Here is a 26,997-nt window from a genome sequence, read left to right on the forward strand (position 1 = left end):
CTTGCACCGGATGCCTGGCAGGCGCGGCCTGCGCGGGCGCTCCGGTGTTCTCCTCTTGGTCGATGCTGCGGACCGGGCTCTTGTGGGGTATTGGCCAGTGTCCTGGAATGCGATGGATTCGGGTGATGCTGCGCGGCGGGCGAAGAGCAGTGCGCAGTATGTGGGTGGGTCACCCCCTTGCGGCTCCTGGCCTGACGTCGTACGTGCACGCCGGCAAGTCCACATTCTATTGCAGCATGCGCGCGATGTCGCGCATTTTGACCTGCATGGGCGACGTCATGCCTGCAAGTTTTTCATCTGAAAACGATCTCGTCCGCGATTCGTGCGGATCTTGCGGTCGCCTCGGGTTCAGGTCGAACGGCGATCCAGCATGGCGCGGGCGATGGTGCCGGCGTCCACGTATTCCAGTTCGCCCCCGACCGGTACGCCGCGCGCCAGGCGGCTCACCTTCAGGCCGCGGGCCTTGAGCGTTTCGCTGATGTAGTGGGCGGTGGCTTCGCCTTCGTTGGTGAAGTTGGTGGCCAGCACCACTTCGCTGACTACGCCATCGGTAGCGCGGGTGATGAGTTTTTCAAGATGGATGTCGCGCGGGCCGATGCCGTCCAGCGGCGAGAGCCGGCCCATGAGCACGAAATAGAGGCCTTTGAAGGTCAGGGTCTGCTCGATCATGACCTGGTCCGAGGGCGACTCCACTACGCACAGCTGGGTGTGGTCGCGCTGGCTGTCCTGGCAGGTCTCGCAGACCACCTGCTCGGTGAAGGTATTGCACAGGGCGCAGTGACGAATGGTTTCCAGCGCCTTGGTGAGCGACTGGCTCAGGCCGGCGGCGGCGTCGCGGTCGTGCTGCAGCAGGTGGAAAGCCATGCGCTGCGCGGTCTTGGGGCCGATGCCGGGCAGCCGGCGCAGCGATTCGGTCAGAAGGGTGAGACTGGAGGGCGTTTTCAATTGCGGTCTACGGAATAGCGGAAGGCTTCGAGTGCCTCGGCCGTCATGGAGGGGACGAATTCGATGATCTCGTATTCGGCCACGCCGCCGATGAAGAAGGGATCGGATTCCATGATGGCTTCGATCTCGGCACGGTCGGCACAGTCGGCAATGATGATGCCGCCGGTACGCGGCACCTTGCGGCCGGACATCAGGAATACGCCTTCGGCATATTGCTGGTTGAGGAATTTCTTGTGCGCGGTCAGCAAGGAATCGATTTCGCTTGCCGGCTTGGTGTACGTGATCGAGACGATGAACATGGTGCCTCCACTAAGCAATCCTGCATTCCATCAGAATCAGACTGTCCTGCGCGATGCTGCCTGCGCCCGGCGGTCGCAGCCACCGGGCCGGCACAGCATCAGAACGGCATCTTGAAGCCCGGGGGCAGCGGCATGCCGGCGGTCACGCCGGACATCTTTTCCTGGGCGGTGGCTTCGGCCTTGCGGACGGCGTCGTTGAAGGCTGCAGCGACCAGGTCTTCCAGCATGTCCTTGTCGTCCGCCAGCAGCGACGGGTCGATGGAGACGCGCTTGACGTCGTTTTTACAGGTCATCACCACCTTCACCAGGCCGGCACCGGACTGGCCCTCGACTTCGATGCTGGCCAGCTGTTCCTGGGCCTTCTTCATGTTGTCCTGCATGGCCTGTGCTTGCTTCATCAGACCTGCCAGTTGACCTTTCATCATGCTCATTGCTCCTTGTTTCAATTCACGGAATTCTATCGCGTTTGGCTCGGCGGCCGGCAATCTCGCCAGCAGCGCCGTGCACGTCTCACAACGCCTGGATCGACCCCGGCACGATGGTGGCGCCGAACTCGCGCATCATGCTCATCACGAAGGGATCGCTCTTCATCTTCTGTTCGGCCTTGCGCTGGCGCTCGGCCCGTTCGGCCTCGGCCACCGCGTTGGCGGTATCGGAGACGGCACCGATCTCGGTCTCGACGCGGATTTCCTTGCCGAAACGCTCGGACAGGGCGGCGATCAGTTTTTCGATACTGCCCGAGGAGCGCAAGGTTTCCAGCGGGATACGCAGATGGAAGCACACATTGCCTCCATTGAGCGCTTCACAGCGTACCAGTTCACTCTGAAATGCCATCTGGTGCGCCACGCCGCGCAGCGTGGTGAGGCTGGCAGCCAGCGTCGGCCAGTGGCCATCCCAGCCCAGTTCGGCGGCGATGCGCGCGGTTTCCTGCTGCTGTGCGGGCGTGGCGGCCGGGCGCTGGGGCGCGGGGGGTTCTGCGGAGGCCGGTGCGGCTGGCGCTGGGGCAGCGGCGGGAGCAGCCTGCATGCGTTGCTCCGCGAACTCCGGCATGGGGGCGGACGGCGGCATGGCGGACGCACCGGAGTCATCTTCCCAGGGCGGGATGGAATCGAAGGGCGGCGGTTCCGGCATGTCCGGCGGCATGGCGGAGGCGGCACGGACAGCCTTGGGAGCCGGTGCCGCTGCGGCAGCTGGAGCGGCGGCCGGCGCGCTGGCCATCGGCGCAGCTGCTGCCGGGACCGCTGAGGGTGCCGGGGCTGGCGTAGCCGCGGCGGGTCGGGCAGCGCCCTTGCCGCCCTTGCCACCACGCAAGGCCATCAGTGCAGCTTCACGGGCGGATGTCGGGGCTGCGGGTGCTGCAGGTGCCGCAGGCATCGGTGCTGCTGGTGCGGGCGCCGCTGCGGCCGTCGGGCTTGCGGCAGGCGCTGAGGCCGGTGCGGCCGGCGCAGCAGCGGGTACAGCGGCCGGTTGCGCGCGGCTGACCGGCGCACTGGTCACGGCCGCCTGCGGCGCCAGCAGCGGGGCAGCCTGGCGCGGCGTGGCCGGACGAGCAGCACCCGGCGCGGGCGCTGCCGGTACCGGACCGCTCGCGCTGGCACTGACCGGGCGGAAGGCCAGCATGCGCACGAGCGTCATGCTGAAACCTGCATATTCATCGGGGGCCAGGCCCAGTTCATTGCGGCCGTGGACGGCGATCTGGTAGAACAACTGCACATGTTCCGGACTGAACTGAGCGGACAGGCGCAGGATATCTTCGCGATTGGGCAGGTCATCGGCCAGCGCCGCCGGCACTGCCTGCGCCAGTGCAATCTGGTGCAGCAGCGTGCCCAGGTCCTGCAGGGCGGCGTTGTACGACAGGCTGCGGGTGGCCATGTCATCGGCCACACCCAGCAAGGCGGCACCATCCTGCACCGCCAGCGCATCGAGGACGCGGATCAGGTACGACTGGTCCAGCGCACCCAGCATGCCCTGCACCGCTTCCAGGGTGACCTTGCCGGCGGCATAGGCGATGGCCTGGTCGGTCAGCGACAGCGCATCGCGCATGGAACCCGAAGCCCCTTGCGCCAGCAGGCGCAGCGCGGGCGGATCGAATTCGATGCCCTCCTGGTTCAGGATGTTGTCGAGGTGGCCGATGATGTGGCCGGGCGGCATCTGCTTGAGGTTGAACTGCAGGCAGCGCGACAGCACGGTCACGGGAATCTTTTGCGGATCGGTGGTGGCCAGGATGAACTTGATGTGCTCCGGCGGCTCTTCCAGCGTCTTCAACATGGCGTTGAAGGCGTGGTTGGTGAGCATGTGCACTTCGTCGATCATGTAGACCTTGAAGCGTGCATTCGACGGTGCATAGATGGCCTGCTCCAGCAGCTGCGCCATCTCGTCCACGCCACGGTTGGAGGCGGCATCCATTTCGATGTAGTCGACGAAGCGGCCGGCATCGATGGCCACACAGGCTTCGCATACGCCGCAGGGTGCAGCGGTGATGCCGCCGGTGCCATCAGGGCCGACGCAGTTGAGCGACTTGGCCAGGATGCGCGAGAGCGTGGTCTTGCCCACGCCGCGGGTCCCGGTGAAGAGATAGGCGTGGTGCAGCCGCTGCTGTTCGAGCGCGTGCGTCAGCGCGCGCACGACGTGTTCCTGGCCGACCAGGGTGTCGAAGCTGCGGGGACGGTATTTACGGGCGAGAACTTGATAGGACATGGAGTGGCTGCTGTGGGCTTTTTGGCTCAGGGGGGCATTTTAAGCTATTTCGCCGCCGCCAACGCCTTTGCCTGCATCCACTGCGCTGCCGTCCCTTCAAGCCGGGGCGCTGCGCGCTTTCTTGCGCTGATACATGGCGTGGTCAGCGCTGCCCATCAGGTCCGACAGATCGGCATGGCTGGCCGCATCGTACTGGGCCACGCCGACGCAGTAATCCAGCTGGTACTCGCGCCCACCGTTCTGGTTGAAGGCCTGTACGGCCTTCTGCAGATGTGACAGGACCACCGGCACATCGGTCTCGTCGGTATTGGTCAGGAACACCGCGAATTCATCCCCGCCCAGGCGGCCGACGACATCGGACTCGCGCAAGGTCGTCAGCAGCAGGCCGGCAAAATCGGCCAGCGCCAGGTCGCCGGCGGCATGGCCGAAGCGATCGTTGATCTGCTTGAACTGATTGAGGTCGAATCCCAGCATGCAGGCCGGGCGCCCGGTGCGCTTGCTGGTGGCCATGGCGTGCCGCGCCAGCGCCTCGAAGCCGCGCCGGTTGGACACACCGGTCAGGTCGTCGATGGTGGCCAGTTTCACCGCGGCCAGCTCCTGTTCCACCATGGCGGCCAGATCCTTGAGCAGGGCCTGTTCATCCGCATCGAAGTCGCGCGGCTTGAGATCGACCAGGCACAAGGTACCCAGAGTGAAGCCGCTTTCACTCTTGATGGGGCAGCCCGCGTAGAAACGGATGAAGGGTTCGCCGGTGACCTGTGGATTTTCGGCAAAACGCTCATCCAGCCGGGCATCGGGTACGACCGTCATGCCTTCATGCAGGATGGCATGAGCGCAGAAAGAAATGTCGCGCGAAGTTTCCGAGGCGTCGCCCATGCCCACGCAGGATTTGAACCACTGCCGGTTGACATCGATCAGGGTCACCACCGCCATCGGCACGTCGAACAGTCGCCGCGCCAGGCGCGTCAGCCGGTCGAATCGCTCTTCGCGGGGCGTATCGAGGATGCGCAGCGAATGCAGGGCGTCGATACGGGCGGCTTCATTGGCGGGTAGCTCGGCGATTCTCATGGTCATCAGCGCAGAATCAGAATGGACGTGGTTGCCGACGTTAACGACAGGCTTCGGATGACTTTAACCCCAAATTTTTGCAGAAACAAGAAATAGTTGTTCACAATTGCATATATCAATATGAACCGTGAGGACCGACTTTCGTTGCCGCTTGCACCGCCGGAAACGGCAGGCTCCCCAGCTCCCTGGCCTGCCTTGGCATCACTTGCCGCCGGCCTTGTCCGGGGCCTTGTCAGCGCTCTTGTCAGCGCCCTTCTCTGCCGTCTTGTCGTCGCTCTTGCCGGACTTGGCCGCGCCCTCCTTGCCCTTGTTCTCAGCGCGTGAGGCTTTGCCTTCCTTGGCGGCCGGTGCGGCGGCTCCCGCCTTGGCCTGGCCGTTGACGGTCAGGCCATTGGCGGACAACTTCACGGCCGCCTTGTCCTTGATGCCCTTGACGCGCTTCTCCAGATCGGCCCAGTCCTTGAAGGCACCGCCCTTCTGGCGCTCTTCCAGGATGCGTTTGGACATCGAGGGGCCGATGCCGCGCACCCCATCCAGGGCGGCCTGGTCGGCCTTGTTGACGTCCACCTCAGCCCAGGCCAGGGCGGTGGCGGCGAAGAAGCTGAGGATGAACAGCAGGGTTTTCTTCAACATGATGTGTCCTTTCGACTTTCAACGTTCGGTTGGAGGAAAAAACAAAGGGCAGTCCACCGGAAGATGGACTGCCCTTGCTCAACGAAAACCGAACCCGCCTGTTGACCGAAATTCCGCTAGAAACAGTCCTCAAATCAGCCCGCCAGCAACTCCTCGCGCGTGACGGTGGCGGTGCCCAGCTTGCCGACCACGATGCCGCCGGCCCGGTTGGCCATGGTCACCGCATCGACCAGCGAGGCCCCTGCACCCAGCATCACGGCCAGCGTGCCGATGACGGTATCGCCGGCACCGGAGACGTCAAAGACTTCACGCGCCATGGTCGGGAAGTGCGTAACCTCGCCCTCGCGATACAGGCTCATGCCCTCTTCCGAGCGGGTCAGCAGCAGGGCTTCCAGTTTGAGCTCGGCGCGCAGCTTCTGGGCGCGCTCGGTGAGGTCTTCCTCGTTCTTCCATTGGCCGACGATGCGCACCAGTTCCGACTTGTTGGGCGTGAGCACGGAGGCCCCGGCATAGCGCGCGAAATCATCGCCCTTGGGATCGACCAGGATACGCTTGCCGAGCTTGCTGGCCGTCGCGATCATCTCGGCAACGTTGACCAGGCCGCCCTTGGCGTAATCGGAAAAGATGATCACATCGTAATCGGCCACCAGTGAATTGAATTGCGTGAGCTTGTCGCGCAACACCGTATCGGTAGGCGCTTCTTCAAAATCGATGCGCACCAGCTGCTGCTGGCGGCCGATCACGCGCAGCTTGACGATGGTGGAAATGCCAGGATCGCGGTTGAGATGGCTGCGAATGCCCATCTCGCCCAGCATGCTCTCCATCACGCGCGCCGGTTCATCGTCGCCGGTCACGCCCAGCAGCGCCGTCTGCGCACCCAGGCTGGCGGTATTGCGGGCCACGTTGGCGGCACCGCCCAGGCGCTCTTCCTTGCGCTCCACGCGCACCACCGGCACCGGAGCTTCCGGCGAGATGCGATTGACTTCGCCGAACCAGTAGCGGTCCAGCATGACGTCGCCCACGATGAGGATGCGGGCGGAATCCCAGGCTGCCGCGATGTTCTTGTCCACGATCTTGTCCGTCTTCAGGTTCAGGGGCGCGGCAGCTTACTGCGCGCGGGCTTGGAGAGAACGGCCGATGCCGTAGTACTCGATGCCGCTGTCGGCCATCAGCTGCGGATCGAACAGGTTGCGGCCGTCAAAGATCACCGGATGCTTCAGCGCTGCCTTGACGCGTTCAAGATCGGGGCTGCGGAAAGCCTTCCATTCGGTGACGATGGCCAGTGCATCCGCACCCTGCAGGGTATCCATCGGGGAAGCCGCAAAGCGGATCTGCTGCAGACGGTCGGACTCGTCGGCGAAGTCCAGTTCCAGCACGCGCGCAGCTTCCTTCATGGCGACCGGATCATAGACCGCCACGCTGGCACCACGGCGCACCAGTTCGCCGATCAGCACGCGCGAAGAGGCCTCGCGCATGTCGTCGGTATTGGGCTTGAAGGCCAGCCCCCAGATGGCGAAATGCTTGCCGGCGAGGTCTTCGCCGAAGCGCGTCACGACCTTCTTGCCCAGCACGTGTTTCTGCAGGTCGTTGACCTGCTCCACGGCCCGCAGGATCAGAAGCGACTGGTCATAGTCCCGCGCAGTGCGTTCCAGCGCCTGCACATCCTTGGGGAAGCAGGAGCCGCCATAGCCGCAGCCGGCGTACAGGAAACTGTGGCCGATGCGCGGATCGGAGCCGATGCCGTGGCGCACGGATTCGATATCGGCACCGACGCGATCGGCCAGGTTGGCCAGTTCATTCATGAAGGAAATGCGCGTGGCCAGCATGGCATTGGCCGCATACTTGGTGAACTCGGCCGAGCGGACGTCCATCCAGTAGGTGCGTTCGTGATTGCGGTTGAAGGGTGCGTAGAGCTTCTTCATGAGGGTCTGCGCACGCAGGCCTTCGGCGGTCTGGTCATGGCCGATGACGATGCGGTCAGGACGCATGAAGTCTTCGACGGCCGCCCCTTCCTTCAGGAATTCCGGATTGGAGACGACCGAGAAGCTCAGTTCAGTCTTGCCACGCCCCGCCAGCTCCTCCCTGATTGCTGCCGTGACGCGGTCGGCAGTTCCGACCGGCACGGTGGACTTGTCGACCACGACCTTGAAACCTTCCATATGGCGGCCGATGTTGCGGGCCGCCGCCAGCACGTATTGCAGGTCGGCCGAACCATCTTCATCCGGCGGGGTGCCGACGGCGATGAACTGAATGTCACCATGGGCCACGCTGGCTGCCACATCGGTAGAGAAGTGCAGACGACCGGCAGCGCGATTGCGGGCCACCACTTCTTCCAGGCCAGGTTCGTGGATGGGAATGCCGCCGTTGTTGAGGATGTCGACCTTGCGCTGGTCAACGTCCAGGCAGAAGACGTCGTTACCCAGTTCGGCCAGGCAGGCCCCGGTCACCAGGCCTACGTAGCCGGTGCCGATGATGGTGATTTTCATGGTAGATCCAGAGTTCAAGTACGGCCCGCGAGGGCCTCAATTCATGACATTCAATTCTTCAGTGCGGCGCGGCGGGTACGTTTCCCACTGGCTGCAGCCCGGGCATTGCCAGTAGAACTGGCGCGCCTTGAAGCCGCAATGGCTGCACTGGTAGCGCGCCAGCTTCTGCGTATAGCCGTGCACCAGGGTCTTGACCACGGCCAGCTCGGGGCGCACGGTCTGGGGCGCGCTCATCATGCGCGCTTCCAGGAACTTGTCCAGACCCAGCAGCGTCGGCGTACGGCGCAGTTCGTCGCTCACCAGCACGTTGGCGGCATCGATGCCGTCGGCGTCCAGCACGGCCTTGAAGACCACTTCCAGCAGATCGATCGACGGGGCTTCCGCCAGGTAGGCGCGCAGCAGGTTGATGCCCTCCTGCGGGCGACCGACGGCGATGTAGCCATCCATCAGGCGCTGCGCCACCAGGGCGGTGTGCGGCACGCTCTGGTGCTCGACCCGACGCCAGGTTTCCAGCGCGCCTTCGATGTCGCCGCGCGCGCGCAGCGCATCGCCGATCAGCATGGTGGCGCGCACGCTCTTGCGGTCGGCGGCCAGGGCCTTGTCCAGCAGGGCCATGGCAGCATCGGTGTTGGTGCGCACCAGTTCATCAGCGGCCAACTCGCAGTAGAACTGGGCGATTTCGCGCTGGCGGCCGCCGGCACCCGTGGCTTGCAGGATTTCGGCGGCGGAGATGGCGCGCTCCCATTCCTTCTCGCGCTGGTAAATCTCCAGCAGGGCGCGGCCGGCCTGGGCGCTGTAAGGGGTGTCGATGAGCTTGTTGAAGGTTTCTTCAGCGCGGTCCAGCAAGCCCGCCTTCAGGTAATCCTGGCCCAGCTCATAGAGCGCATGGCCCTGGTGCTCGGCCGGCAGGTCGGGACGCGCCAGCAGGTTCTGGTGCACGCGGATGGCGCGCTCGGTCTCGCCGCGGCGGCGGAACAGGTTGCCCAGGGCGAAGTGCAATTCCACCGTCTCGGGATCCAGCTTGACGATCTCGATGAAGGCGTCGATGGCCTTGTCGGGTTGCTCGTTCAGGAGGAAGTTGAGCCCCTTGAAGTAGCCGCGCGGCAGTGTGCGCGACTCGGACAGCAACTGGTTGATATCCACCCGCGCGGCAATCCACCCCAGGCCGAAGAAGACCGGGATGCCGAGCAACCACCAAAATTCAAATTCCATAAACAGTGAGAGGCAATTAGAGGATGTGCTGCGCGGTGATCACGCTGTCAGGCTGCGGCGGCTGGGCCTGCACCTGGGCGATCTCTTCCTGCTGCTTCTGGACTTGCGACAGGGCCTTCCGGTAGCGCGAGGCTTCGCGGCGGTGGCGCATCACCAGCGGCACCATGGCCAGCACGCCCAGGATCGCGCCGATCACGAAGAAGGCCAGCAGCACCAGTACCAGCGGGTCGGTGCGTTCATAACCGAGGAAGAAGTGCATGGTCACTTCCTGGGTATTGCGCAGGGCGAAGAAAAAGAAGAACACGAACAGGATGGCCGCGATCAATCGGGACAGTATTTTCATGGCGTAATCCTTTCTGGCGGGTCGTGGTTAGCCCGGAGGCCCGAAGGCCAAGCTCGCCGGCAAGCGATGCGCAACCCCCATGACGATAAAGGCGATGCGCGAGGACGGTGCCGGTCCGCAGCATTATTGCGCTGGCCGGAAAAATCGCGCCGATTTCGCGCGCATTCCCGGTCAATCCAGGGTAAATCGGGATTGTACGTGAAAAAAAACGGCATCCAAAGATGCCGTTCATTTTGTTGATCAGCCTTTACACCCGTTCACCTAGCGGTGCGCGAGTGTGCAGCTTTCAACCATTGTTACTGCTCGCGGGCGCAGAAAACTTCATCTGCGCACCACAAGAACTGCCTGGTCACAGGCCCAGCCGGGTCAATCCTCGCGGATTGGCTGGCCGACCATCGCATCGACGCGTTCGCGCAATTCCTTGCCCGGCTTGAAGTGGGGGACCCGTTTTTCAGGGACCATCACCTTGTCGCCGGACTTGGGATTGCGGCCGATACGCGGCGGACGGCGGTTGAGCGCGAAGCTGCCAAAGCCACGGATCTCGATGCGCTGGCCGGTCGCGAGCGCGTCGACCATGGCATCGAGGATGGTTTTGACCGCGTAATCCGCATCCTTGGCAACAAGTTGCGGATAACGCTCAGCCAGACGGGCGATCAGCTCCGACTTTGTCATCGTGACCGGAAGATCAGTTCTTGTTGTCGAGCTTGGCCTTCAGCAGCGCGCCCAGGCTGGTGGTGCCCGAAGCAGCGTTGGAGTCAGCCGACATCTTCTGCATGGCTTCCTGGGTCTCGGCGTTGTCCTTGGCCTTGATCGACAGCTGGATGCTGCGAGCCTTGCGGTCGATGTTGATGACCAGGGCTTCGACGGCGTCGCCAACCTTCAGGTGGGTACCGGCATCTTCCACGCGGTCGCGGGAGATTTCGGAAGCGCGCAGGTAGCCTTCGACTTCGTCGGTCAGCTGGATCACGGCGCCCTTGGGCTCAACCGACTTGACGGTACCGGTCACGATCGCACCCTTGTCGTTCAGGGCTGCGAAGTTGTTGAACGGGTCGCCTTCCAGTTGCTTCACGCCCAGGGAGACGCGCTCGCGTTCCACGTCGATGGCCAGCACAACGGCTTCCAGCTCGTCGCCCTTCTTGAACTTGCGCACGGCTTCTTCGCCAGCTTCGGTCCAGGACAGGTCGGACAGGTGCACCAGGCCGTCGATGTTGCCCGGCAGGCCGATGAACACGCCGAAGTCGGTGATCGACTTGATCGAACCCTTGACCTTGTCGCCCTTCTTGTGGCTCATGGCGAAGTCGTCCCACGGGTTCGGCTTGCACTGCTTCATGCCCAGGGAGATACGACGACGCTCTTCGTCGATTTCCAGAACCATGACTTCGACTTCGTCGCCCAGCTGGACAACCTTGTTCGGGGCCACGTTCTTGTTGGTCCAGTCCATTTCGGAGACGTGCACCAGGCCTTCGATGCCTTGTTCGACTTCCACGAATGCACCGTAGTCGGTCAGGTTGGTGACCTTGCCGAACAGGCGGGTGCCTTGCGGGTAGCGACGCGACAGACCGGTCCACGGATCGTCGCCCAGCTGCTTGACGCCCAGGGAGACGCGGTTCTTCTCTTGATCGTACTTGAGGACCTTGGCGGTGATCTCTTGGCCAACCGACAGCACTTCCGACGGGTGACGCACGCGACGCCATGCCAGGTCGGTGATGTGCAGCAGGCCGTCGATGCCACCCAGGTCAACGAACGCACCGTAGTCGGTGATGTTCTTGACGATACCGGTGACGACGGTGCCTTCCTTCAGGGTTTCCATCAGCTTGGCGCGCTCTTCGCCCATCGAGGCTTCGATCACGGCACGGCGCGACAGAACGACGTTGTTGCGCTTGCGGTCCAGCTTGATGACCTTGAATTCCAGGGTCTTGCCTTCGAACGGGGTGGTGTCCTTGACCGGACGGGTGTCGACCAGCGAACCCGGCAGGAAGGCACGGATGCCGTTGGTCAGAACGGTCAGGCCGCCCTTGACCTTGCCATTGACGGTACCGGTGACGATCTCGCCGGACTCCATCGCCTTTTCCAGCGAGAGCCACGATGCCAGACGCTTGGCCTTGTCGCGCGACAGGATGGTGTCGCCGAAACCGTTTTCCAGGGATTCGATCGCAACGGAGATGAAGTCGCCGACGTTGACTTCGACTTCGCCGTTGTCGTTCTTGAATTCTTCAACAGGGATGAATGCTTCGGACTTCAGGCCGGCGTTGACGATCACGAAGTTGTGATCCAGGCGCACGACTTCTGCCGAGATGACTTCACCCGAACGCATGTCCTGACGCGACAGCGATTCTTCGAACAGAGCAGCAAATTCGCTGGAGGTATCAACACCTGCAGCGATAACGGTAGTGGTAGACATAAAAGAAAGTAAGAAAGATTGGCCGGTATCCGTGTGATGCAATCAGACTGACTTGCACTGCCGTCTTCGTTGCCGCCGACGACATGGGTACTGGGTTAGGTTTATCAACACCCGTCAGACTTTGCATCTGCCGGGCACCAATGGCACTACGGGTACAACAAGGACTTGCCCATGATGGGTGCTGAACGGGCCGTTTCAAGCGGATTGCAACGGATTTCAGTGCCCCAGGGCAGCGTACCAGCTGAGTACCTGCTGCACCGCTTCGTCAGCGGTCATGTCGGATGTATCCAGGTGATATGCACCCTCCGCAGCCTTCAAGGGGGCCGACGAGCGATTCATGTCGCGTTCGTCGCGCTCCTTCAAATCTCTGGAGAGGTCTTCGATATTAGCAGAAAAACCCTTGTCAATCAATTGCTTATAGCGTCTTGTAGCGCGTGCTTCCACACTGGCGGTCAAAAACACCTTCAGACGGGCACCGGGGAAGATGACGGTGCCCATGTCGCGGCCGTCGGCCACCAGGCCGGGAGGTTTCCTGAATGACAACTGCAGGCCGTACAAGGCCTGGCGCACTGTGATCAGTGCCGCGATCTTGGAGGCGGTATTGCCGACCTCTTCGGCGCGGATGGCCTGGGTCACGTCTTCATTGGCCAGGAAGATGTGGCCGCCATCGAAATGACAGTGCAGGTGCTCGGCCGCCTTGGCCAGGGCGTGTTCGTCATCCAGGGCTACGCCGCGGCGCAGCACGGACAGCGCCGTCAGGCGGTACAGCGCGCCCGAATCCAGGTAATGGAAACCCAGTTGCCGCGCCACCTTCTGCGCCACGGTGCCCTTGCCGGAGGCGGTCGGGCCATCGATGGTGATGACCGGTATCTTTGCTTTTTCCATGGCCTGAACCCTTTATCTGTGAATAATTTAGTGCTTTTACTTTCAGAGACAGGGTGTATCAGATCAAGGTTTGCTCGGCAATCTTTTTGAAAACGTCAAAATAATCGGGGAAGGTCTTGGCCACGCACTTGGGGTCGTTGATACGAATACGGTTGCCGCGCCGCAATGCACCATCCAGTGCCGCCAGCGAGAAGCACATGGCCATGCGATGGTCGTCATAGGTATCGATGGCGGCCGTACCGATCTCGGCCGGGGGGATCACCGTGAGGTAATCAGCGCCCTCTTCCACCTGCGCACCCAGCTTGCGCAACTCGGTCGCCATGGCCGAAAGACGGTCGGTTTCCTTGACGCGCCAGCTGGCGATGTTGCGCAGGGTGCTGGGGCCGTCGGCGTAGAGCGCCGCCACGGCGATGGTCATCGCTGCATCCGGAATGTGGTTGAAGTCGGCATCGATGGCCTTCAGCGGGCCATTGGAGGAGGCCTCGATCCAGTTCTCGCCCATGGTGATGGTCGCGCCCATCTGCTCCAGCGCTTCGACGAAGCGCACGTCGCCCTGGATGCTGTCGCGGCCCACGCCCTCGACCCGGATCGGGCCGCCGGTGATGGCACCGGCGGCCAGGAAGTAGGAGGCCGACGACGCATCGCCCTCGACGTGGATGCTGCCGGGGCTGCGGTAATGCTGGCCCGGCTTGACGGTGAACTGTTGCCAGCCGTCGCGCTCGACCTCGACGCCGAAGCGGCGCATCAGGTTCAGGGTGATCTCGATGTAAGGCTTGGAGATGAGTTCACCGACCACCTCGATCTGCATGGCCTCCTCACGCGCCATCAGGGGCGCGGCCATCAGCAAGGCCGTCAGGAACTGGCTGGAGACGTTGCCGCGCACCTTCATGCGCGCCGATGTCAGCTGGCCACGGCGGATATGCAGCGGCGGGTAGCCGGGATTGCCGGTGTACTCGATGCGCATGCCCACGGCATTCAAGGCATCCACCAGGTCGCCAATCGGCCGCTCGTGCATGCGCGGCACGCCATGCAGCGTGTAGTCGCCCCCCAGCACGGCCAGGGCCGCCGTCAGCGGACGGATGGCGGTGCCGGCATTGCCCATGAAGAGATCAGCCTGGTGCACCGGCAGCACGCCGTTGACGCCATGGACGATGTAATCCTGGGTACCTTCGATCTGCTCCCACTTCACGCCCAGGGTCTGCAGGGCCATCAGCATGACCAGCGTATCGTCGGAGGCCAGCAGGTCGAAGATGCGGGTGGTGCCACCCGAGAGCGCCGCCAGCAGCAGGATGCGGTTGGAGATGCTCTTGGAGCCCGGCAGCTTGACCGTGCCTTGCACGTGCGGAACCGGGTTCAGGTCGATATGGCGGGGGTAGGAAGGCTGTTTCATCTTGCTTGCTTTTCTGTGGATGATGCGGTGATGGAATCGGGCCGCCCAGGCGGCTTTGACGATGTGGCCAAGAAAGAATGTTCAGTTGGCCTTGCGCTCGGCCGCCTCGATGGCGGCCGCCCATTGCTGGCGGGCATGCTGGGCGTTGGCATAGATCTTTTCGAGGCCCGCGCCGTCGCTGTCGGCAATCATCGCGCGTATGCCCTGCAATTGCACCAGATAGGCATCGACCTCGGTGAGCAAGGCATCACGGTTGGCCAGCGTGATGTCGCGCCACATCTCGGGCGAGGAGGCAGCAATGCGGGTGAAATCGCGGAAACCGCTGGCGGCATACTGAAACAGGGTCCCGGCATGCGGCTTGGCGGCGATGTCATCCACCAGCGCAAAGGCCAGCACGTGCGGCAAATGGCTCACCGAAGCGAACACCGCATCATGTTCCTGCGGGGATAGGCGATGGATGATCGCACCACAGGCGCGCCAGGCGGCGGCCACGGTTTCGACATCGGACTCGCTGTTCTCGGGCAAGGCGGTGATGACCACTTTCTTGCCTTCATACAATTCGGCCAGCGCGGCTTCCGGACCATGTTTTTCACGGCCCGCAATCGGATGCGCCGGGACGAACTGCGCAATGCGCTCCCCCATCGCCTTGCGGGCGGCGGCCACCACATCGCTCTTGGTACTGCCGGCATCGGTGACGATGGCCCGGGCCTCCAGATGCGGCTTGATGGAAGCGAGGATGGCTTCGGTCTGCGCCACTGGCGCGGCCACCAGGATCAGATCGGCACCGGTAACGGCGGCGGCCGCATCGGTGGCAATGGCATCGATGATGCCCAGCTCGCGCGCACGCTCCAGGCTGGCCAGCGAGCGGCCCACGCCGACGATGTGCGCGGCCTGGCCGGCACGGCGCAGCGCCAGGGCGAACGAGCCGCCGATCAGGCCCACACCGAAGATGACGACTTTCTTGAACACGTTGAACTCAGCCTTGAAGAATGGCGGGACGGCAGGCGCTCACAGGCCCAGCGGATAGGAGCCCAGCAGCTTGAAGAAGGCGGCGTTCTGGCGCAGCTCTTCGAGCGCCTTGGCGACCTTCTCATCCTGCTCGTGGCCTTCGAGGTCGACGTAGAAATAATATTCCCACGCCCCCATGCGGGCCGGGCGCGACTCGAAGCGCGTCATAGACACGCCGTGCCGCGCCAGCGGTGCCAGCAGGTTGTAGACCGCACCGGCCTTGTTGGGCACCGACAGCACGATGGAAGTCTGGTCGCGCCCCGACGGTGCCGTGCGCAGGCGGCCGATCACCGCAAAGCGAGTGCGGTTGTGCGGATCGTCCTGGATGTGGGCGTTGACCGTCTGCAGGTTGTACTTCTGGCCCGCGATTTCACCGGCAATGGCCGCCACGCTCTTGTCTTCACCTGCCATGCGCGCGGCCTCGGCGTTGGAGGCCACCGCCTGGCGTTCGATGGCAGGATAGTTCTGATTGAGCCACGCGTTGCACTGGGCGAGGGCCTGCGAATGCGCGCAGATGCGGGTGATGCCTTCCATGTTGCCGCTGGCGGTCATCAGGCTGTGATGCACAGGGATCGCCACTTCGCCGCTGATGGTCAGCGTGGTCTGCAGCAGCAGATCGAGCGTGCGGTTGATCACGCCTTCGGATGAATTCTCGATGGGCACCACACCGAAATCGGCGGTACCGGCTTCGGCATCGCGGAACACTTCATCGATGGACACGCAGGGCAAGCCCTCGATGGCATGGCCGAACTGCTGGTACACGGCCTGTTCGCTGAAGGTGCCTTCGGGGCCGAGATAGGCCACCACCACACGCTTTTCCAGCGCGCGGCAGGCCGACATCACTTCACGGAAAATGGTCTGGATATCGGTGCCCAGCAAGGGCCCGGGATTGCGGTCGGCGGCGCGGCGCAGGACCTGCGCTTCGCGCTCGGGACGAAACACCGGAGCATTGGTCTCGGCCTTGACGTGGCCCACTTCCTGCGCGACACGGGCGCGCTGGTTCAGCAGGTCGAGGATCTGCGCATCGATGGCATCGATCTTCTGGCGCAGGGGCAGCAACTTGTCGTCACTCATCTTGCTCTTTCAGGTTCTGCACGGCGCACGGGCGCTACGAGCGGCCGGCGGCGCACCGGGCATGGCGTTGGCTTGGCGCACGGCCACGGCCAGCACTGCGCGGGCGATGATGATACGCCCGGCCAGATGCGGCCTCAGCCGTGCTGCTGTTCGAAGTCTTTCAGATAATCGACGAGAGCCTGTACGCCCTCGATCGGCATCGCGTTGTAAATCGATGCACGCATGCCGCCGACCGACTTGTGGCCTTTCAGCTGCAGCAGGCCGCGCTCTTTGGCGCCGGCCAGGAAAGTATCATTGAGCGCATCGTCGCGCAGGAAGAACGGCACGTTCATGCGGGAACGGCAGTCCGCTGCGATCCGGTTGCTGTAGAAATCGGTGCTGTCCAGGTAGCCGTAGAGCAGCTCGGCCTTGGCGATGTTGCGCGCTTCCAGCGCGGCCACGCCACCCTGGCGCTTGATCCACTGGAACACCAGGCCGGCGATGTAGATCGCGTAGGTCGGCGGGGTGTTGTACATGGAATCGTTGTCGGCCACGATCTTCCAGTCGAAGGCCGAGGGACAGAACGGCAGCGCGTGACCCAGCAAGTCTTCGCGCACGATGACGATGGTCACGCCCGCCGGGCCGATGTTCTTCTGGGCACCACCATAGATGACGCCGTACTGCGAGACATCCACCTCGCGCGAGAGGATGTGCGAGGACATGTCGGCCACCAGCGGTGCGCCATCGGTATCGGCGGCGACCTCGGGCGTATATTGGTATTCGACGCCGTCGATGGTTTCGTTGCTGCAGATGTGCACGTAGGCGGCATTGCGCGAGAGCTTCCAGTCGGCACGTGCCGGGATGCTGGAAAACTTGTGATCAGCCGAAGAGGCTGCCACGTTCACGCTGCAGTAGCGCCCCGCTTCCTTGATCGACTTGGTCGACCAGGAGCCGGTGTTGATGTAGTCGGCCACACCGGCTTCACGCTTGCCTGCCGGCGAACGCAGCGCCGCCAGGTTCATCGGGATGATGGCGTTCTCGGCGATGGCCCCGCCCTGCAGGAACAGCACCTTGTAGTTGGAAGGGATGTTCATCAGCGCGCGCACATCAGCCAGCGCGGCTTCGATGATGGACATGTATTCCTTGCCGCGATGGCTCATCTCCATGACCGACATGCCACTGCCATGCCAGTCCAGCATCTCGTCGGCTGCCTGTTGCAGCACTTCCTTGGGCAATACCGCCGGACCGGCGGAAAAGTTATAAACCATGTCTGCGTTCGCCATCAAAAAAGACGGCAGGCATGCGGCCCGCCGCCCTGGACTTGCTTTACTCGCCTGCGGCTGGTGCTTCGCCGCCGGCCGCCTCTGCGCCTTCGCCTTCGATCACGTCTTCCACATCGGACTCGACCACGCGCTGCAGGCCCGACAGCTTGGTGCCGTCTTCCACTGCGATCAGGGTCACACCCTGGGTCGCGCGGCCCATCTCGCGGATCTCCGAGACACGGGTGCGGATCAGCACGCCGCCGGTGGTGATGAGCATGATCTCATCGCTGGAATCGACCAGCGTGGCGGCCACGACTTTGCCGTTGCGCTCGCTGGTCTGGATGGCGATCATGCCCTTGGTGCCACGGCCGTGACGGGTGTACTCGGTGATCGGGGTACGCTTGCCGAAGCCGTTTTCGGTGGCGGTGAGCACGGACTGCTGTTCGTTCTCGGCCACCAGCAGGGCGATGACTTGCTGGGTTTCTTCCAGATTCATGCCGCGCACGCCACGGGCGGTACGGCCCATCGGGCGCACATCGTTTTCATCGAAACGCACGGCCTTGCCGCCGTCGGAGAACAGCATCACGTCATGCGCGCCATCGGTCAGGGCGGCACCAATCAGGAAGTCGCCTTCGTCCAGGTCCACGGCGATGATGCCGGCCTTGCGCGGGTTGGAGAAGTCCGACAGCGGGGTCTTCTTGACCGTGCCCAGGCTGGTCGCCATGAAGACATAGCGGTCATCCGGGAAGCTGCGATTGGCACCCGACACCGGCAGGATCACCGTGATCTTCTCGCCATCCTGCAGCGGGAACATGTTGACGATGGGCTTGCCGCGCGAATTGCGCGATCCCTGCGGCACTTCCCAGACCTTCAGCCAGTACAGGCGGCCACGGTTGGAGAAGCACAGGATGTAGTCGTGCGTATTGGCGATGAAGAGCTGGTCGATCCAGTCGTCATCCTTGGTCGCCATGGCCTGCTTGCCGCGGCCGCCGCGCTTCTGCGCGCGATACTCGGAGACCGGCTGCGACTTCATGTAGCCGGTGTGCGACAGCGTCACCACCATGTCCTGCGGGGTGATCAGGTCTTCGGTGGCCAGGTCGGTGGCGTTGTGCTCGATGGTGGAGCGGCGCTCGTCCTTGGCACCGATGCCGTAGTCATTGCGGGCGGCGTTGAGTTCGTCGGTGATGATGGCGGTGACGCGGGCCGGCTTGGAGAGGATATCCAGCAGGTCGGCGATCTGCGCCATCACGTCCTTGTATTCATTGACGATCTTGTCCTGCTCCAGACCGGTCAGGCGTTGCAGACGCATCTGCAGGATTTCCTGCGCCTGTTCGTCGGAGAGCTTGTAGAGGCCGTCGGACTGGATGCCGTAATGGGCCGGCAGGCTTTCCGGACGGAAGGCGTCGATGCCGCCCGGATTGCCTTCGCCAGTGCGGGCCAGCATCTCGCGCACCATGGACGAATCCCAGGCGCGCGTCATCAGTTCTGCCTTGGCGATCGGCGGGGTCGGTGCGGCGCGGATGATGGCGATGAAGTCATCGATGTTGGCCAGTGCAACGGCCAGGCCTTCAAGCACGTGGCCGCGTTCGCGCGCCTTGCGCAGTTCGAACACGGTGCGGCGGGTGACCACTTCGCGACGGTGCGACAGGAAGCATTCCAGCAGTTGCTTCAGGTTCAAGAGGCGCGGCTGGCCATCGACCAGCGCCACCATGTTCATGCCGAAGGTGTCTTGCAGCTGGGTCTGCTTGTAGAGGTTGTTGAGCACCACTTCAGGCACTTCGCCGCGCTTGAGTTCGATGACCACGCGCATGCCCGACTTGTCGGATTCGTCGCGCAGGTCGGAGATGCCTTCGAGCTTCTTGTCGCGCACCAGCTCGGCGATGCGTTCCAGCAGTGCCTTCTTGTTGACCTGGTAGGGCAGCTCATCGACGATGATGGCGATACGGCCTTCGCGGCCATACTCTTCGAAGTGGGTCTTGGCGCGCATGACCACGCGGCCACGGCCGGTGCGGTAACCATCGCGCACGCCCGAGACGCCATAGATGATGCCGCCGGTCGGGAAGTCCGGTGCCGGGACCAGTTCGATCAGTTCATCGATGGTGCAGTGTTCATTGGCCAGCAGGTGCAGCGCGCCGTTGATCACTTCGGTGATGTTGTGCGGCGGGATGTTGGTGGCCATGCCCACGGCGATGCCGGAGGAGCCGTTGACCAGCAGGTTGGGGATTCGCGTCGGCAGGACCGAGGGTTCCTTTTCCTTGCCGTCGTAGTTGGGCACGAAATCGACGGTTTCCTTCTCGATATCGGCCAGCAATTCGTTGGAGATCTTGTCCAGGCGGCACTCGGTGTAACGCATCGCCGCAGCGCCGTCGCCGTCGATGGAACCGAAGTTGCCCTGGCCGTCGACCAGGGTGTAGCGCAGCGAGAAGTCCTGGGCCATACGCACCAGGGTGTCGTAGATGGAGGCGTCGCCGTGCGGGTGGTATTTACCCATGACTTCACCGACCACGCGCGCGCACTTCACGAACGGGCGATTCCAGACGTTGTTCATCTCGTGCATCGCATACAGCACGCGGCGGTGCACCGGCTTCAAGCCATCGCGCACATCCGGCAGTGCCCGACCCACGATCACGCTCATGGCGTAATCGAGGTAACTCTTGCGCATCTCTTCTTCGAGGGAAATGGGGATGGTTTCTTTAGCGAATTGATCCATTGGAGAGTCGAAAGATGTTTCCCGGCCAGAAAATCGTGCCGGGCGGGCGTGGCCCTTGGACTGATCAGAACAGTGCATTCTAGCACGCCAGGAGGGTCAAAAGCCCGTCAAACGCCCTCAATGACCCTGCAACGGCATGCTTCGCGAGGACACCCGGCCCGGTGCAGGCCATCACCGCATGCGCCGCAAAGCTCCTCCCAGCGCCTGGGAGCGACGAAATGCCAGGTCCGAACGCCTATATATATTAGAGCGCCCGAACTCAGCGACCGGCATTGCCGCCCGGCATCGAATGTTTCTCCGCCGTGGATTGCTGTCAAATGACCAATTTGGGAAAATTTTCCGAAACTCACTTTCCCGGTGCACGCCATCAGGAGAATTCGGAGGGCCCGGGAATAGCGATGCTGCGGAGAAAATGGCAACTACTTGCCCGAGTGAAAATGCGCGAACTGTATGAAATATAAGGATTTTCTTTAAAAAATCCGGCTTTTTTCAGCCTTAAAGGAACAAAAACGGCCCGAAAATATCGCGTTGCGAAGAAACAACACAGTCCCAAAAACGTTGTCTGGACCAATTGGCAAGCATCGCTGAAGGTCAATCCGTGTGGCAGAATGGCGGCTAAGTTCATTACTAGCCCCATGGAACAAGGGCCTGTGACGACCTGAACACATGATATTATTCATTTTTTTGATGTCGTAATCTTGTAGCGCAGTTTATCTGCGGATATCTCACCCGAGAGGAGAAACATGAACAAATTAGCAAAACTCGTCTTCGCTGCTGCGTCCGCAGCCATCGCACTGTCTGCCACCGCTCAGGAAACCAAGGACATCAAGGTTCGTCCCGGCAGCCTGTACCTGCAAGATGGCCGTGACGTCGTGACCCGCAGCGGTTACGGTCTGTGCTGGCAAACCGCTTACGTGAACGGTCCGTGCGAAGAACCGCCCGCACCGGCTCCGGTTGCCGCTGCTGCTCCTGCTCCGGCTCCTGCTCCTGTCGCTGCCCCGACCTCGGAAAAGGTCACCTACGCTGCTGACGCCTTCTTCGATTTCGACAAGGCAACCCTGAAGCCGGCTGGCAAGGCCAAGCTGGATGAACTGGTTGGCAACCTGAAGGCGATCAACCTGGAAGTCATCATCGCCGTCGGCCACACCGACTCGATCGGCTCCGTCGCCTACAACCAGAAGCTGTCGGTTCGCCGTGCTGAGTCCGTCAAGGCCTACCTGGTCTCGAAGGGCGTTGAAGCCAACCGCGTCTACACCGAAGGCAAGGGCAAGTCGCAACCGGTCGCTGACAACAAGACCGCTGCTGGCCGCGCCAAGAACCGTCGCGTGGAAATCGAAGTTGTGGGTACCCGCAAGTAATCGATTGCCGCTACAAGGCTGTTATGAAAACCCCGCTTCGGCGGGGTTTTTTTATTCCTGTTTCATTTGCTGGTCATGCAGGCTTTTGCCGGCACTTGCCCCTTCATTGCGGCACATCTTGACCTGGCGCAGCCTACCCGCTGCGTCGGATTGGGCTATCATTAGGCCCCATGAACACGACCAATGCGACCATGAACGCCGATCCCCAAGAGATCCAGAAATTCAGTGAACTGGCCCATCGCTGGTGGGACCCGGGTTCTGAATTCCGTCCCCTGCACGAAATCAACCCGCTGCGCCTGGAGTGGATCAACGCCCGCGCCCCGCTGGCCGGCAAGAAGGTGATCGACATCGGCTGCGGTGGCGGCATCCTGGCGGAATCGATGGCCAAGAAAGGGGCCGACGTCACCGGCATCGACCTCTCCGACAAGGCCCTGAAAGTGGCCGACCTGCACAGCATGGAATCCGGCGTGCAGGTGCGCTACGAAAAGATCGCCGCCGAAGACATGGCCGCGCGTGAAGCCGGCCTGTACGACGTCGTGACCTGCATGGAGATGCTGGAACACGTCCCCGATCCGGCTGCCATCGTGCGCGCTGCGTCCAATCTGGCCAAGCCGGGCGGCAAGCTGTTCTTCTCCACGCTGAACCGCAACATGAAGTCCTACGTCATGGCCATCATCGGTGCCGAATACGTGCTGCGGCTGCTGCCCAAGGGCACGCATGACTATGCCAAGTTCATCACCCCGGCCGAGCTGGCGCACTACACGCGCGAAGCCGGTTTGCAGATCGATGGTTTCAAGGGCATGGGCTACAACCCGCTGACCAAGATCTATTCGCTCAACGACGACACCAGCGTGAACTACCTGGTGGCCTGTACCAAGCTGGGCTGAGCGGCCTCGCTCGCGCCTCGCCGGTTCGTTCCCCTCGCCGCAGCTGTCCGCTGCGGCGCTTTTCTTCCTGCCATCCTGAAGCCCATGCCACTCCGCCCTCCCCGCGCGATCCTGTTCGACCTCGACGGCACGCTCGCCGACACTGCCCCCGACCTGGCGGCTGCCGCCAACTACCTGCGCCAGCAAAGGGGCCTGGAAAATGCCCCCTATGAAAGTTTGCGTCCGGTCGCCTCGGCCGGTGCCCGCGGGCTCATCGGTGCAGCGCTGGGCATCCATCCGGGCGATGCGGAATATGAAGACTTGCGCGTACTTTTCCTGGACCGCTACCAGGCCAACATGACGACCCACAGCGGCCTCTTCGACGGCATCCCGGAACTGCTGGCGCAACTGGAAGCACGCGGCATCGCCTGGGGTATCGTCACCAACAAGGCGGCACGCTTCACCGACGTGCTGGCCCCGCAGATCGGGCTGGGCCATGCCGGATGCATCGTCTCCGGCGACACCACCCCGCATCCCAAGCCGCATCCCGCGCCGCTGCTGGAAGCTGCCAAGCGCCTGGGGCTGCCAGCCGAGGATTGCTGGTACGTCGGCGACGACCTGCGCGACATCCAGGCCGGGCGCGCCGCCAACATGCCGACCATTGCCGCCGCCTGGGGCTATTGCGGCCATACCGAACCGGCTGCGTGGCAGGCCGATGCGCTGCTGCATGCACCGCTGGACATCCTGACCCTGCTGGACTGATCCGCTTTCCCGCCTTTGCTGGCGCGCGCAAGGAAACTTGAGCGCGCCTTTTCCCTCCTAGCAGTGCCATGTCGCCTCGCATTAGAATGGCGACAACCCGGCGCACGCCGCAGCACCACACACCATCACAACCAGAACCGGCCACCTGCGCAGGCATCGCCCCAGGACGGACCGGCACCGACAAGGGAAACCGTCATGAGCAAGCCGGATCGCGCCTCACTCACCCAGCACCTCGCCTGGCAACGAATGAGACGCCCGCTGCGTTGGGCCAGCTGGACGCTGGCCGTCCTGCTGGTCCTGGCTGCGTTGAGCTGGGCCGCCCTGCCCGCGCTGGTGCGCAAGATCGCCGTCGACCAGACCCAGGCCCAGATCGGCCGCAAGCTGGAAATCGGCGAGATCGCCTTCAACCCCTTCAAGCTGGCCCTGCGCGCCTCCGACATCACACTCTATGAAGCCGATGGCACGCAGCCCTTCTTCAGCGCCAAGGGCTTGCTGGCCGACCTCTCGGCCGCCTCGCTGCTGCGCCTGGCACCGGTGCTGGACGAGATCAGGCTGACTACGCCGCAATTGCACGTGGTGCGGGTAGATGCCGAGGGCAGTGGCCATTACAACTTCTCCGACATCCTTGATCGCCTGGCCGCGCAGCCCAAGAGCGAAGGCCAGGCGCGCTTCTCGCTGGCCAACGTGCAACTGCAGGATGGACAGATCCGCTTCGAGGACAAGGTCAGCGGCAAGAACATCGACATCGCCGCGCTGCAAGTTGGCCTGCCCTTCATCTCCAACCTGCCGGGCAACATTGACAGCTTCGTGCAGCCACAACTGTCGGCCACCATCAACGGTACGCCGCTGCACCTGAAGGGCCGCAGCAAACCCTTCGCTTCGACGCAGGAATCGGCCTTCGCCATCGACATCGACCAGCTCGACCTGGTGGGCTACCTGCCCTTCGTCCCTGCCGAATTACCGGTCGTCATCCAGAGTGCCAAGCTGAGCACCAAGCTGGATCTGGGTTTTACCCGCAAGGATGACAAGCCGACCGTCACCCTGGCAGGCGATGTGCGCCTGGATGACGTCGCTCTGCAGGACAAGACCCGCGCACCGCTGCTCAAAGCCAAGTCGGTAGCGCTGCAGGTGAAGCAATTTGACGTATTGGCCGCCAGCGGCGAACTGACCCAGCTCACGCTGGAGCAGCCGCAAGTCTGGGCCAGCATGAATGCACGCGGCGAGATCAACTGGCAGCGCGCGCTGACCGGTGGCAGTACTGCGGGAGGCAAGACCAACGCCCGTACCGCAAAGAAAGAAGCACCTGCTCCTGCGGCCAGCACACCCCAGCCGACAGCCCCCATCGTGCTGCAACAACTGACCGTGCGCGGCGGCGAAGTGAACTGGCGCGACGAAGCCAATGCGACGCCCGCCCAAGCGATCAAGCTGAGCAAGATCGACATCAACGCCACCCAGCTCTCTACCGCCGCTGATGCCAAGCCCGCGCACCTGACCCTGTCGGCGGTGGAAAACGGCCATGGCAAGCTGGCCTTCGACGGCCAGCTGCAGCCGCTCAAACCCGGCGTGGCAGGCAAGATCACGCTGGAGAACATCGACCTCGCCGGCTACCAGAATTACCTGTCACGCGCCCCCATCAGCGGCGTAGCCGGCAAACTCTCCGGGCAGACCACACTGCAGCTGCGTGACGGCCATCTCAAGCTCGACGACAGCAAGGTACAACTGGCCGACCTGCGCTTGACGCCCCCGGGCAAGGGCGCACAGCCGCTGGCGCTGGAATCGCTCTCGCTGCAGGCACCCACGCTCACCGATACGCTGGACCAGGCCATCCCCTTCAAGCTGCAGGCGCGCTTCGACAAGAACGGCAGCGCCGATCTGGCCGGGCAGGCGGCAGCGCATTTCAGGAGCGTGGCGCTGGATCTGGAGGTGAAGGATCTGCCCATCACGCCCTTCCAGCACTATTTCACCGATGTGCTCAATGTCACCATCAGCAGCGGCCTGGCCAGCGCCAAGGGCAAGCTGGAGCTAACGCCCCCGCTGGACGATCGCAAGCTGGCGCTGGATTACAAGGGCAGCGCCGCCATCACCAACCTGCGCATGCAGGACAAGCAGACCTCCACCGACTTCCTGCGCTGGCGTACGCTGGAACTGGCCGGCATCCAGGCCAAGCTGGGCGGACGTCCGCAAGTGGCGCTGGAGAAGGTGACGCTGTCCAACTTCTACGCCCGCGCCATCCTCTCCGACAAGGGCCGCCTGAACTTGCAGGACATCGTGGTGGCTGATGCGCAGGAACAGGGCTCGATCACGGACGACAGCAAGAAAACCGACAAGCCTGCCAACACGGGAAGCTCGCGCAAGACCGTGTCCGCCACCCCGGTCACGCCCGCGACCGCGCCCGCCGATGCGCCCATCGTGCAGGTCGGCCAGGTGGTGCTGGCAGGCGGCAACATCAACTACACCGACAACTTCGTCAAACCCAACTACACCGCCAACATGACGGGACTGTCCGGCAGCATCGGCCAGATCTCTTCGGAGAAACCGCAACCGGCCCCGGTCAACATCAGCGGCAAGATCGACAATGATGCCCCCCTGCAGATCTCGGGCTCGCTCAATCCGCTCTTCAAGCCCATGTACCTGGATCTCAAGGCCAGCGCCAACGGTGTGCAGCTGCCGCGCCTGACGCCCTACTCGGCCAAGTACGCCGGTTATCCGATCACCAAGGGCAAGCTCTCGATGGATGTGCAATACAAGATCGAGAACGACAAGCTGGTGGCCCAAAACGATTTGCGCATTGAACAGCTGAGCTTCGGCGAACGCGTGGACAGCCCGGATGCCACCAATCTGCCGGTGATGCTGGCGGTGTCGCTGCTGAAGGACCGCGATGGCAACATCAACCTGAACCTGCCGATCTCCGGCTCGCTGTCGGATCCGGAGTTTTCGGTCGGCGGCATCATCGTGCGGGTGTTCGTGAACCTGATCGTCAAGGCCGTCACCTCGCCCTTCGCGCTGATCGGGTCGATGTTCCGTGCGGACGAGCATATTGGCGAGCTGCGCTACATCGAGTTCTCGCCGGGCTCCTCGGAAGTCACCGACGAGGTGCGCAAGAAACTGGATGCGCTGGGTTACGCGCTGCATGAGCGTCCGGGCATCAAGCTCGACATCACCGGTCGCGTCGATCCCCAGGTCGATGACCAGGGCCTGCGCCGCGAAGCGCTGGAACGTGCCATGCGCAGCCTCAAGCGTGCCGACCTGATCGCCAAGGAAGGCCAGCCGGACGGCCCGGTGCGCGTGAGCGCGGCCGAGCGCGCCAAGTACCTGGAGCGCGTCTACAAGGATGCCAAGTTCGACAAGCCGCGCAACATGATCGGCTTGAGCAAGAGCCTGCCCGAAGCCGAGATGGAAAAGCTGATCCTCGAGCACACCGAAGTGACCAAGGATGACTTGCGCAACCTGGCCCAGCGCCGGGCCGACCAGGTGCGAAATTATTTGCAGGAACAGAGCGTGATCGATCCGGCGCGCATCTTCCTGATCGCACCCAAGCTGGATGGCGCGGGCATTCCTGAAAAGGAACCGAAGGCGCGGGTCGAGCTGACCATCCAGTGAGCAGGCGATGCGCCAGCGG

General features: G+C 63.0%; 22 protein-coding genes. 4 read left to right on the top strand and 18 right to left on the bottom strand.

Translation table 11 applies throughout. From position 1 onward, the window contains the following. Positions 1-348 precede the first annotated feature (348 nt). From recR to gyrA, 18 genes are all read right to left on the bottom strand, one after another. Positions 349-945: a recombination mediator RecR gene (recR, locus tag J2X56_RS10695; protein ID WP_034332758.1), complete on the bottom strand. Its 597-nt coding sequence runs from the start codon at positions 943-945 to the stop codon at positions 349-351. Beyond that, positions 942-1,244: a YciI family protein gene (locus J2X56_RS10700; RefSeq protein WP_034332759.1), complete on the bottom strand. Its 303-nt coding sequence runs from the start codon at positions 1,242-1,244 to the stop codon at positions 942-944. The genes recR and J2X56_RS10700 overlap by 4 nt, the downstream gene beginning before the upstream one ends. A 98-nt stretch (positions 1,245-1,342) precedes the next feature. Continuing rightward, positions 1,343-1,669 carry a YbaB/EbfC family nucleoid-associated protein gene (locus J2X56_RS10705; protein ID WP_008331542.1) on the bottom strand — a complete coding sequence of 109 codons (327 nt, stop codon included), beginning with the start codon at positions 1,667-1,669 and terminating at the stop codon, positions 1,343-1,345. A gap of 85 nt (positions 1,670-1,754) precedes the next feature. Further along, entirely contained in the window at positions 1,755-3,941 is a 2,187-nt protein-coding gene (locus J2X56_RS10710) for a DNA polymerase III subunit gamma/tau (RefSeq protein ID WP_310160155.1), read from the bottom strand. 96 nt (positions 3,942-4,037) lie between these two features. Next, positions 4,038-5,009: a diguanylate cyclase gene (locus J2X56_RS10715; protein WP_134136853.1), complete on the bottom strand. Its 972-nt coding sequence runs from the start codon at positions 5,007-5,009 to the stop codon at positions 4,038-4,040. A gap of 201 nt (positions 5,010-5,210) precedes the next feature. Next, positions 5,211-5,642, bottom strand: a complete 432-nt coding sequence (locus J2X56_RS10720; RefSeq protein ID WP_134136668.1) for a helix-hairpin-helix domain-containing protein — start codon at positions 5,640-5,642, stop codon at positions 5,211-5,213. A gap of 134 nt (positions 5,643-5,776) precedes the next feature. Next, on the bottom strand, positions 5,777-6,712 hold the full coding sequence (rfaE1, locus tag J2X56_RS10725) for a D-glycero-beta-D-manno-heptose-7-phosphate kinase (RefSeq protein ID WP_121043530.1): 936 nt from the start codon (positions 6,710-6,712) through the stop codon (positions 5,777-5,779). Positions 6,713-6,748: 36 nt separating this feature from the next. Beyond that, the gene (locus J2X56_RS10730; protein WP_121043533.1) at positions 6,749-8,128 is read right to left on the bottom strand and encodes a UDP-glucose/GDP-mannose dehydrogenase family protein; all 1,380 of its coding nucleotides are present in this window, start codon (positions 8,126-8,128) and stop codon (positions 6,749-6,751) included. 36 nt (positions 8,129-8,164) lie between these two features. Further along, positions 8,165-9,340, bottom strand: a complete 1,176-nt coding sequence (gene lapB, locus J2X56_RS10735; RefSeq protein WP_034332765.1) for a lipopolysaccharide assembly protein LapB — start codon at positions 9,338-9,340, stop codon at positions 8,165-8,167. A 16-nt stretch (positions 9,341-9,356) separates the two neighbouring features. Beyond that, complete coding sequence (locus J2X56_RS10740; protein ID WP_034332766.1) at positions 9,357-9,683, bottom strand: lipopolysaccharide assembly LapA domain-containing protein; 327 nt, start codon at positions 9,681-9,683, stop codon at positions 9,357-9,359. A 366-nt stretch (positions 9,684-10,049) separates the two neighbouring features. Then, the gene (locus tag J2X56_RS10745; protein WP_006462119.1) at positions 10,050-10,355 is read right to left on the bottom strand and encodes an integration host factor subunit beta; all 306 of its coding nucleotides are present in this window, start codon (positions 10,353-10,355) and stop codon (positions 10,050-10,052) included. 13 nt (positions 10,356-10,368) lie between these two features. Further along, the gene (rpsA, locus tag J2X56_RS10750) at positions 10,369-12,084 is read right to left on the bottom strand and encodes a 30S ribosomal protein S1 (RefSeq protein WP_008331552.1); all 1,716 of its coding nucleotides are present in this window, start codon (positions 12,082-12,084) and stop codon (positions 10,369-10,371) included. Positions 12,085-12,300: 216 nt separating this feature from the next. Next, positions 12,301-12,969 carry a (d)CMP kinase gene (gene cmk / locus J2X56_RS10755; protein WP_034332767.1) on the bottom strand — a complete coding sequence of 223 codons (669 nt, stop codon included), beginning with the start codon at positions 12,967-12,969 and terminating at the stop codon, positions 12,301-12,303. A gap of 58 nt (positions 12,970-13,027) precedes the next feature. Continuing rightward, complete coding sequence (gene aroA, locus J2X56_RS10760) at positions 13,028-14,359, bottom strand: 3-phosphoshikimate 1-carboxyvinyltransferase (protein WP_034332768.1); 1,332 nt, start codon at positions 14,357-14,359, stop codon at positions 13,028-13,030. 81 nt (positions 14,360-14,440) lie between these two features. Next, complete coding sequence (locus tag J2X56_RS10765) at positions 14,441-15,328, bottom strand: prephenate dehydrogenase (RefSeq protein WP_134136662.1); 888 nt, start codon at positions 15,326-15,328, stop codon at positions 14,441-14,443. 39 nt (positions 15,329-15,367) lie between these two features. Next, positions 15,368-16,441, bottom strand: a complete 1,074-nt coding sequence (gene pheA, locus J2X56_RS10770) for a prephenate dehydratase (RefSeq protein ID WP_121043536.1) — start codon at positions 16,439-16,441, stop codon at positions 15,368-15,370. Positions 16,442-16,575: 134 nt separating this feature from the next. Then, positions 16,576-17,688, bottom strand: coding sequence for a 3-phosphoserine/phosphohydroxythreonine transaminase (gene serC, locus J2X56_RS10775; RefSeq protein WP_121043539.1), 1,113 nt, complete (start codon positions 17,686-17,688; stop codon positions 16,576-16,578). A 58-nt stretch (positions 17,689-17,746) separates the two neighbouring features. After that, positions 17,747-20,392 carry a DNA gyrase subunit A gene (gene gyrA / locus J2X56_RS10780; protein ID WP_121043542.1) on the bottom strand — a complete coding sequence of 882 codons (2,646 nt, stop codon included), beginning with the start codon at positions 20,390-20,392 and terminating at the stop codon, positions 17,747-17,749. Between the two features lie 743 nt (positions 20,393-21,135). Here gyrA and ompA point away from each other — a divergent pair. The 4 genes from ompA (at position 21,136) to J2X56_RS10800 (ending at position 26,978) form a co-directional block, all read left to right on the top strand. Further along, a complete protein-coding gene (gene ompA / locus J2X56_RS10785) occupies positions 21,136-21,750 on the top strand; it encodes an outer membrane protein OmpA (protein WP_006462111.1) in 615 nt (204 codons plus the stop codon). Positions 21,751-21,920: 170 nt separating this feature from the next. After that, complete coding sequence (ubiG, locus tag J2X56_RS10790; protein ID WP_134136661.1) at positions 21,921-22,637, top strand: bifunctional 2-polyprenyl-6-hydroxyphenol methylase/3-demethylubiquinol 3-O-methyltransferase UbiG; 717 nt, start codon at positions 21,921-21,923, stop codon at positions 22,635-22,637. Between the two features lie 84 nt (positions 22,638-22,721). Then, positions 22,722-23,378 (top strand): HAD family hydrolase, encoded by a 657-nt coding sequence (locus tag J2X56_RS10795; RefSeq protein WP_034332742.1) that lies wholly within the window; start codon positions 22,722-22,724, stop codon positions 23,376-23,378. Between the two features lie 195 nt (positions 23,379-23,573). Further along, on the top strand, positions 23,574-26,978 hold the full coding sequence (locus J2X56_RS10800) for a DUF748 domain-containing protein (RefSeq protein WP_310160168.1): 3,405 nt from the start codon (positions 23,574-23,576) through the stop codon (positions 26,976-26,978). Positions 26,979-26,997: the final 19 nt, after the last annotated feature.

The sequence above is a fragment of the Herbaspirillum sp. 1173 genome (assembly GCF_031455335.1).
GTDB classification, from domain to species: domain Bacteria; phylum Pseudomonadota; class Gammaproteobacteria; order Burkholderiales; family Burkholderiaceae_D; genus Herbaspirillum; species Herbaspirillum huttiense.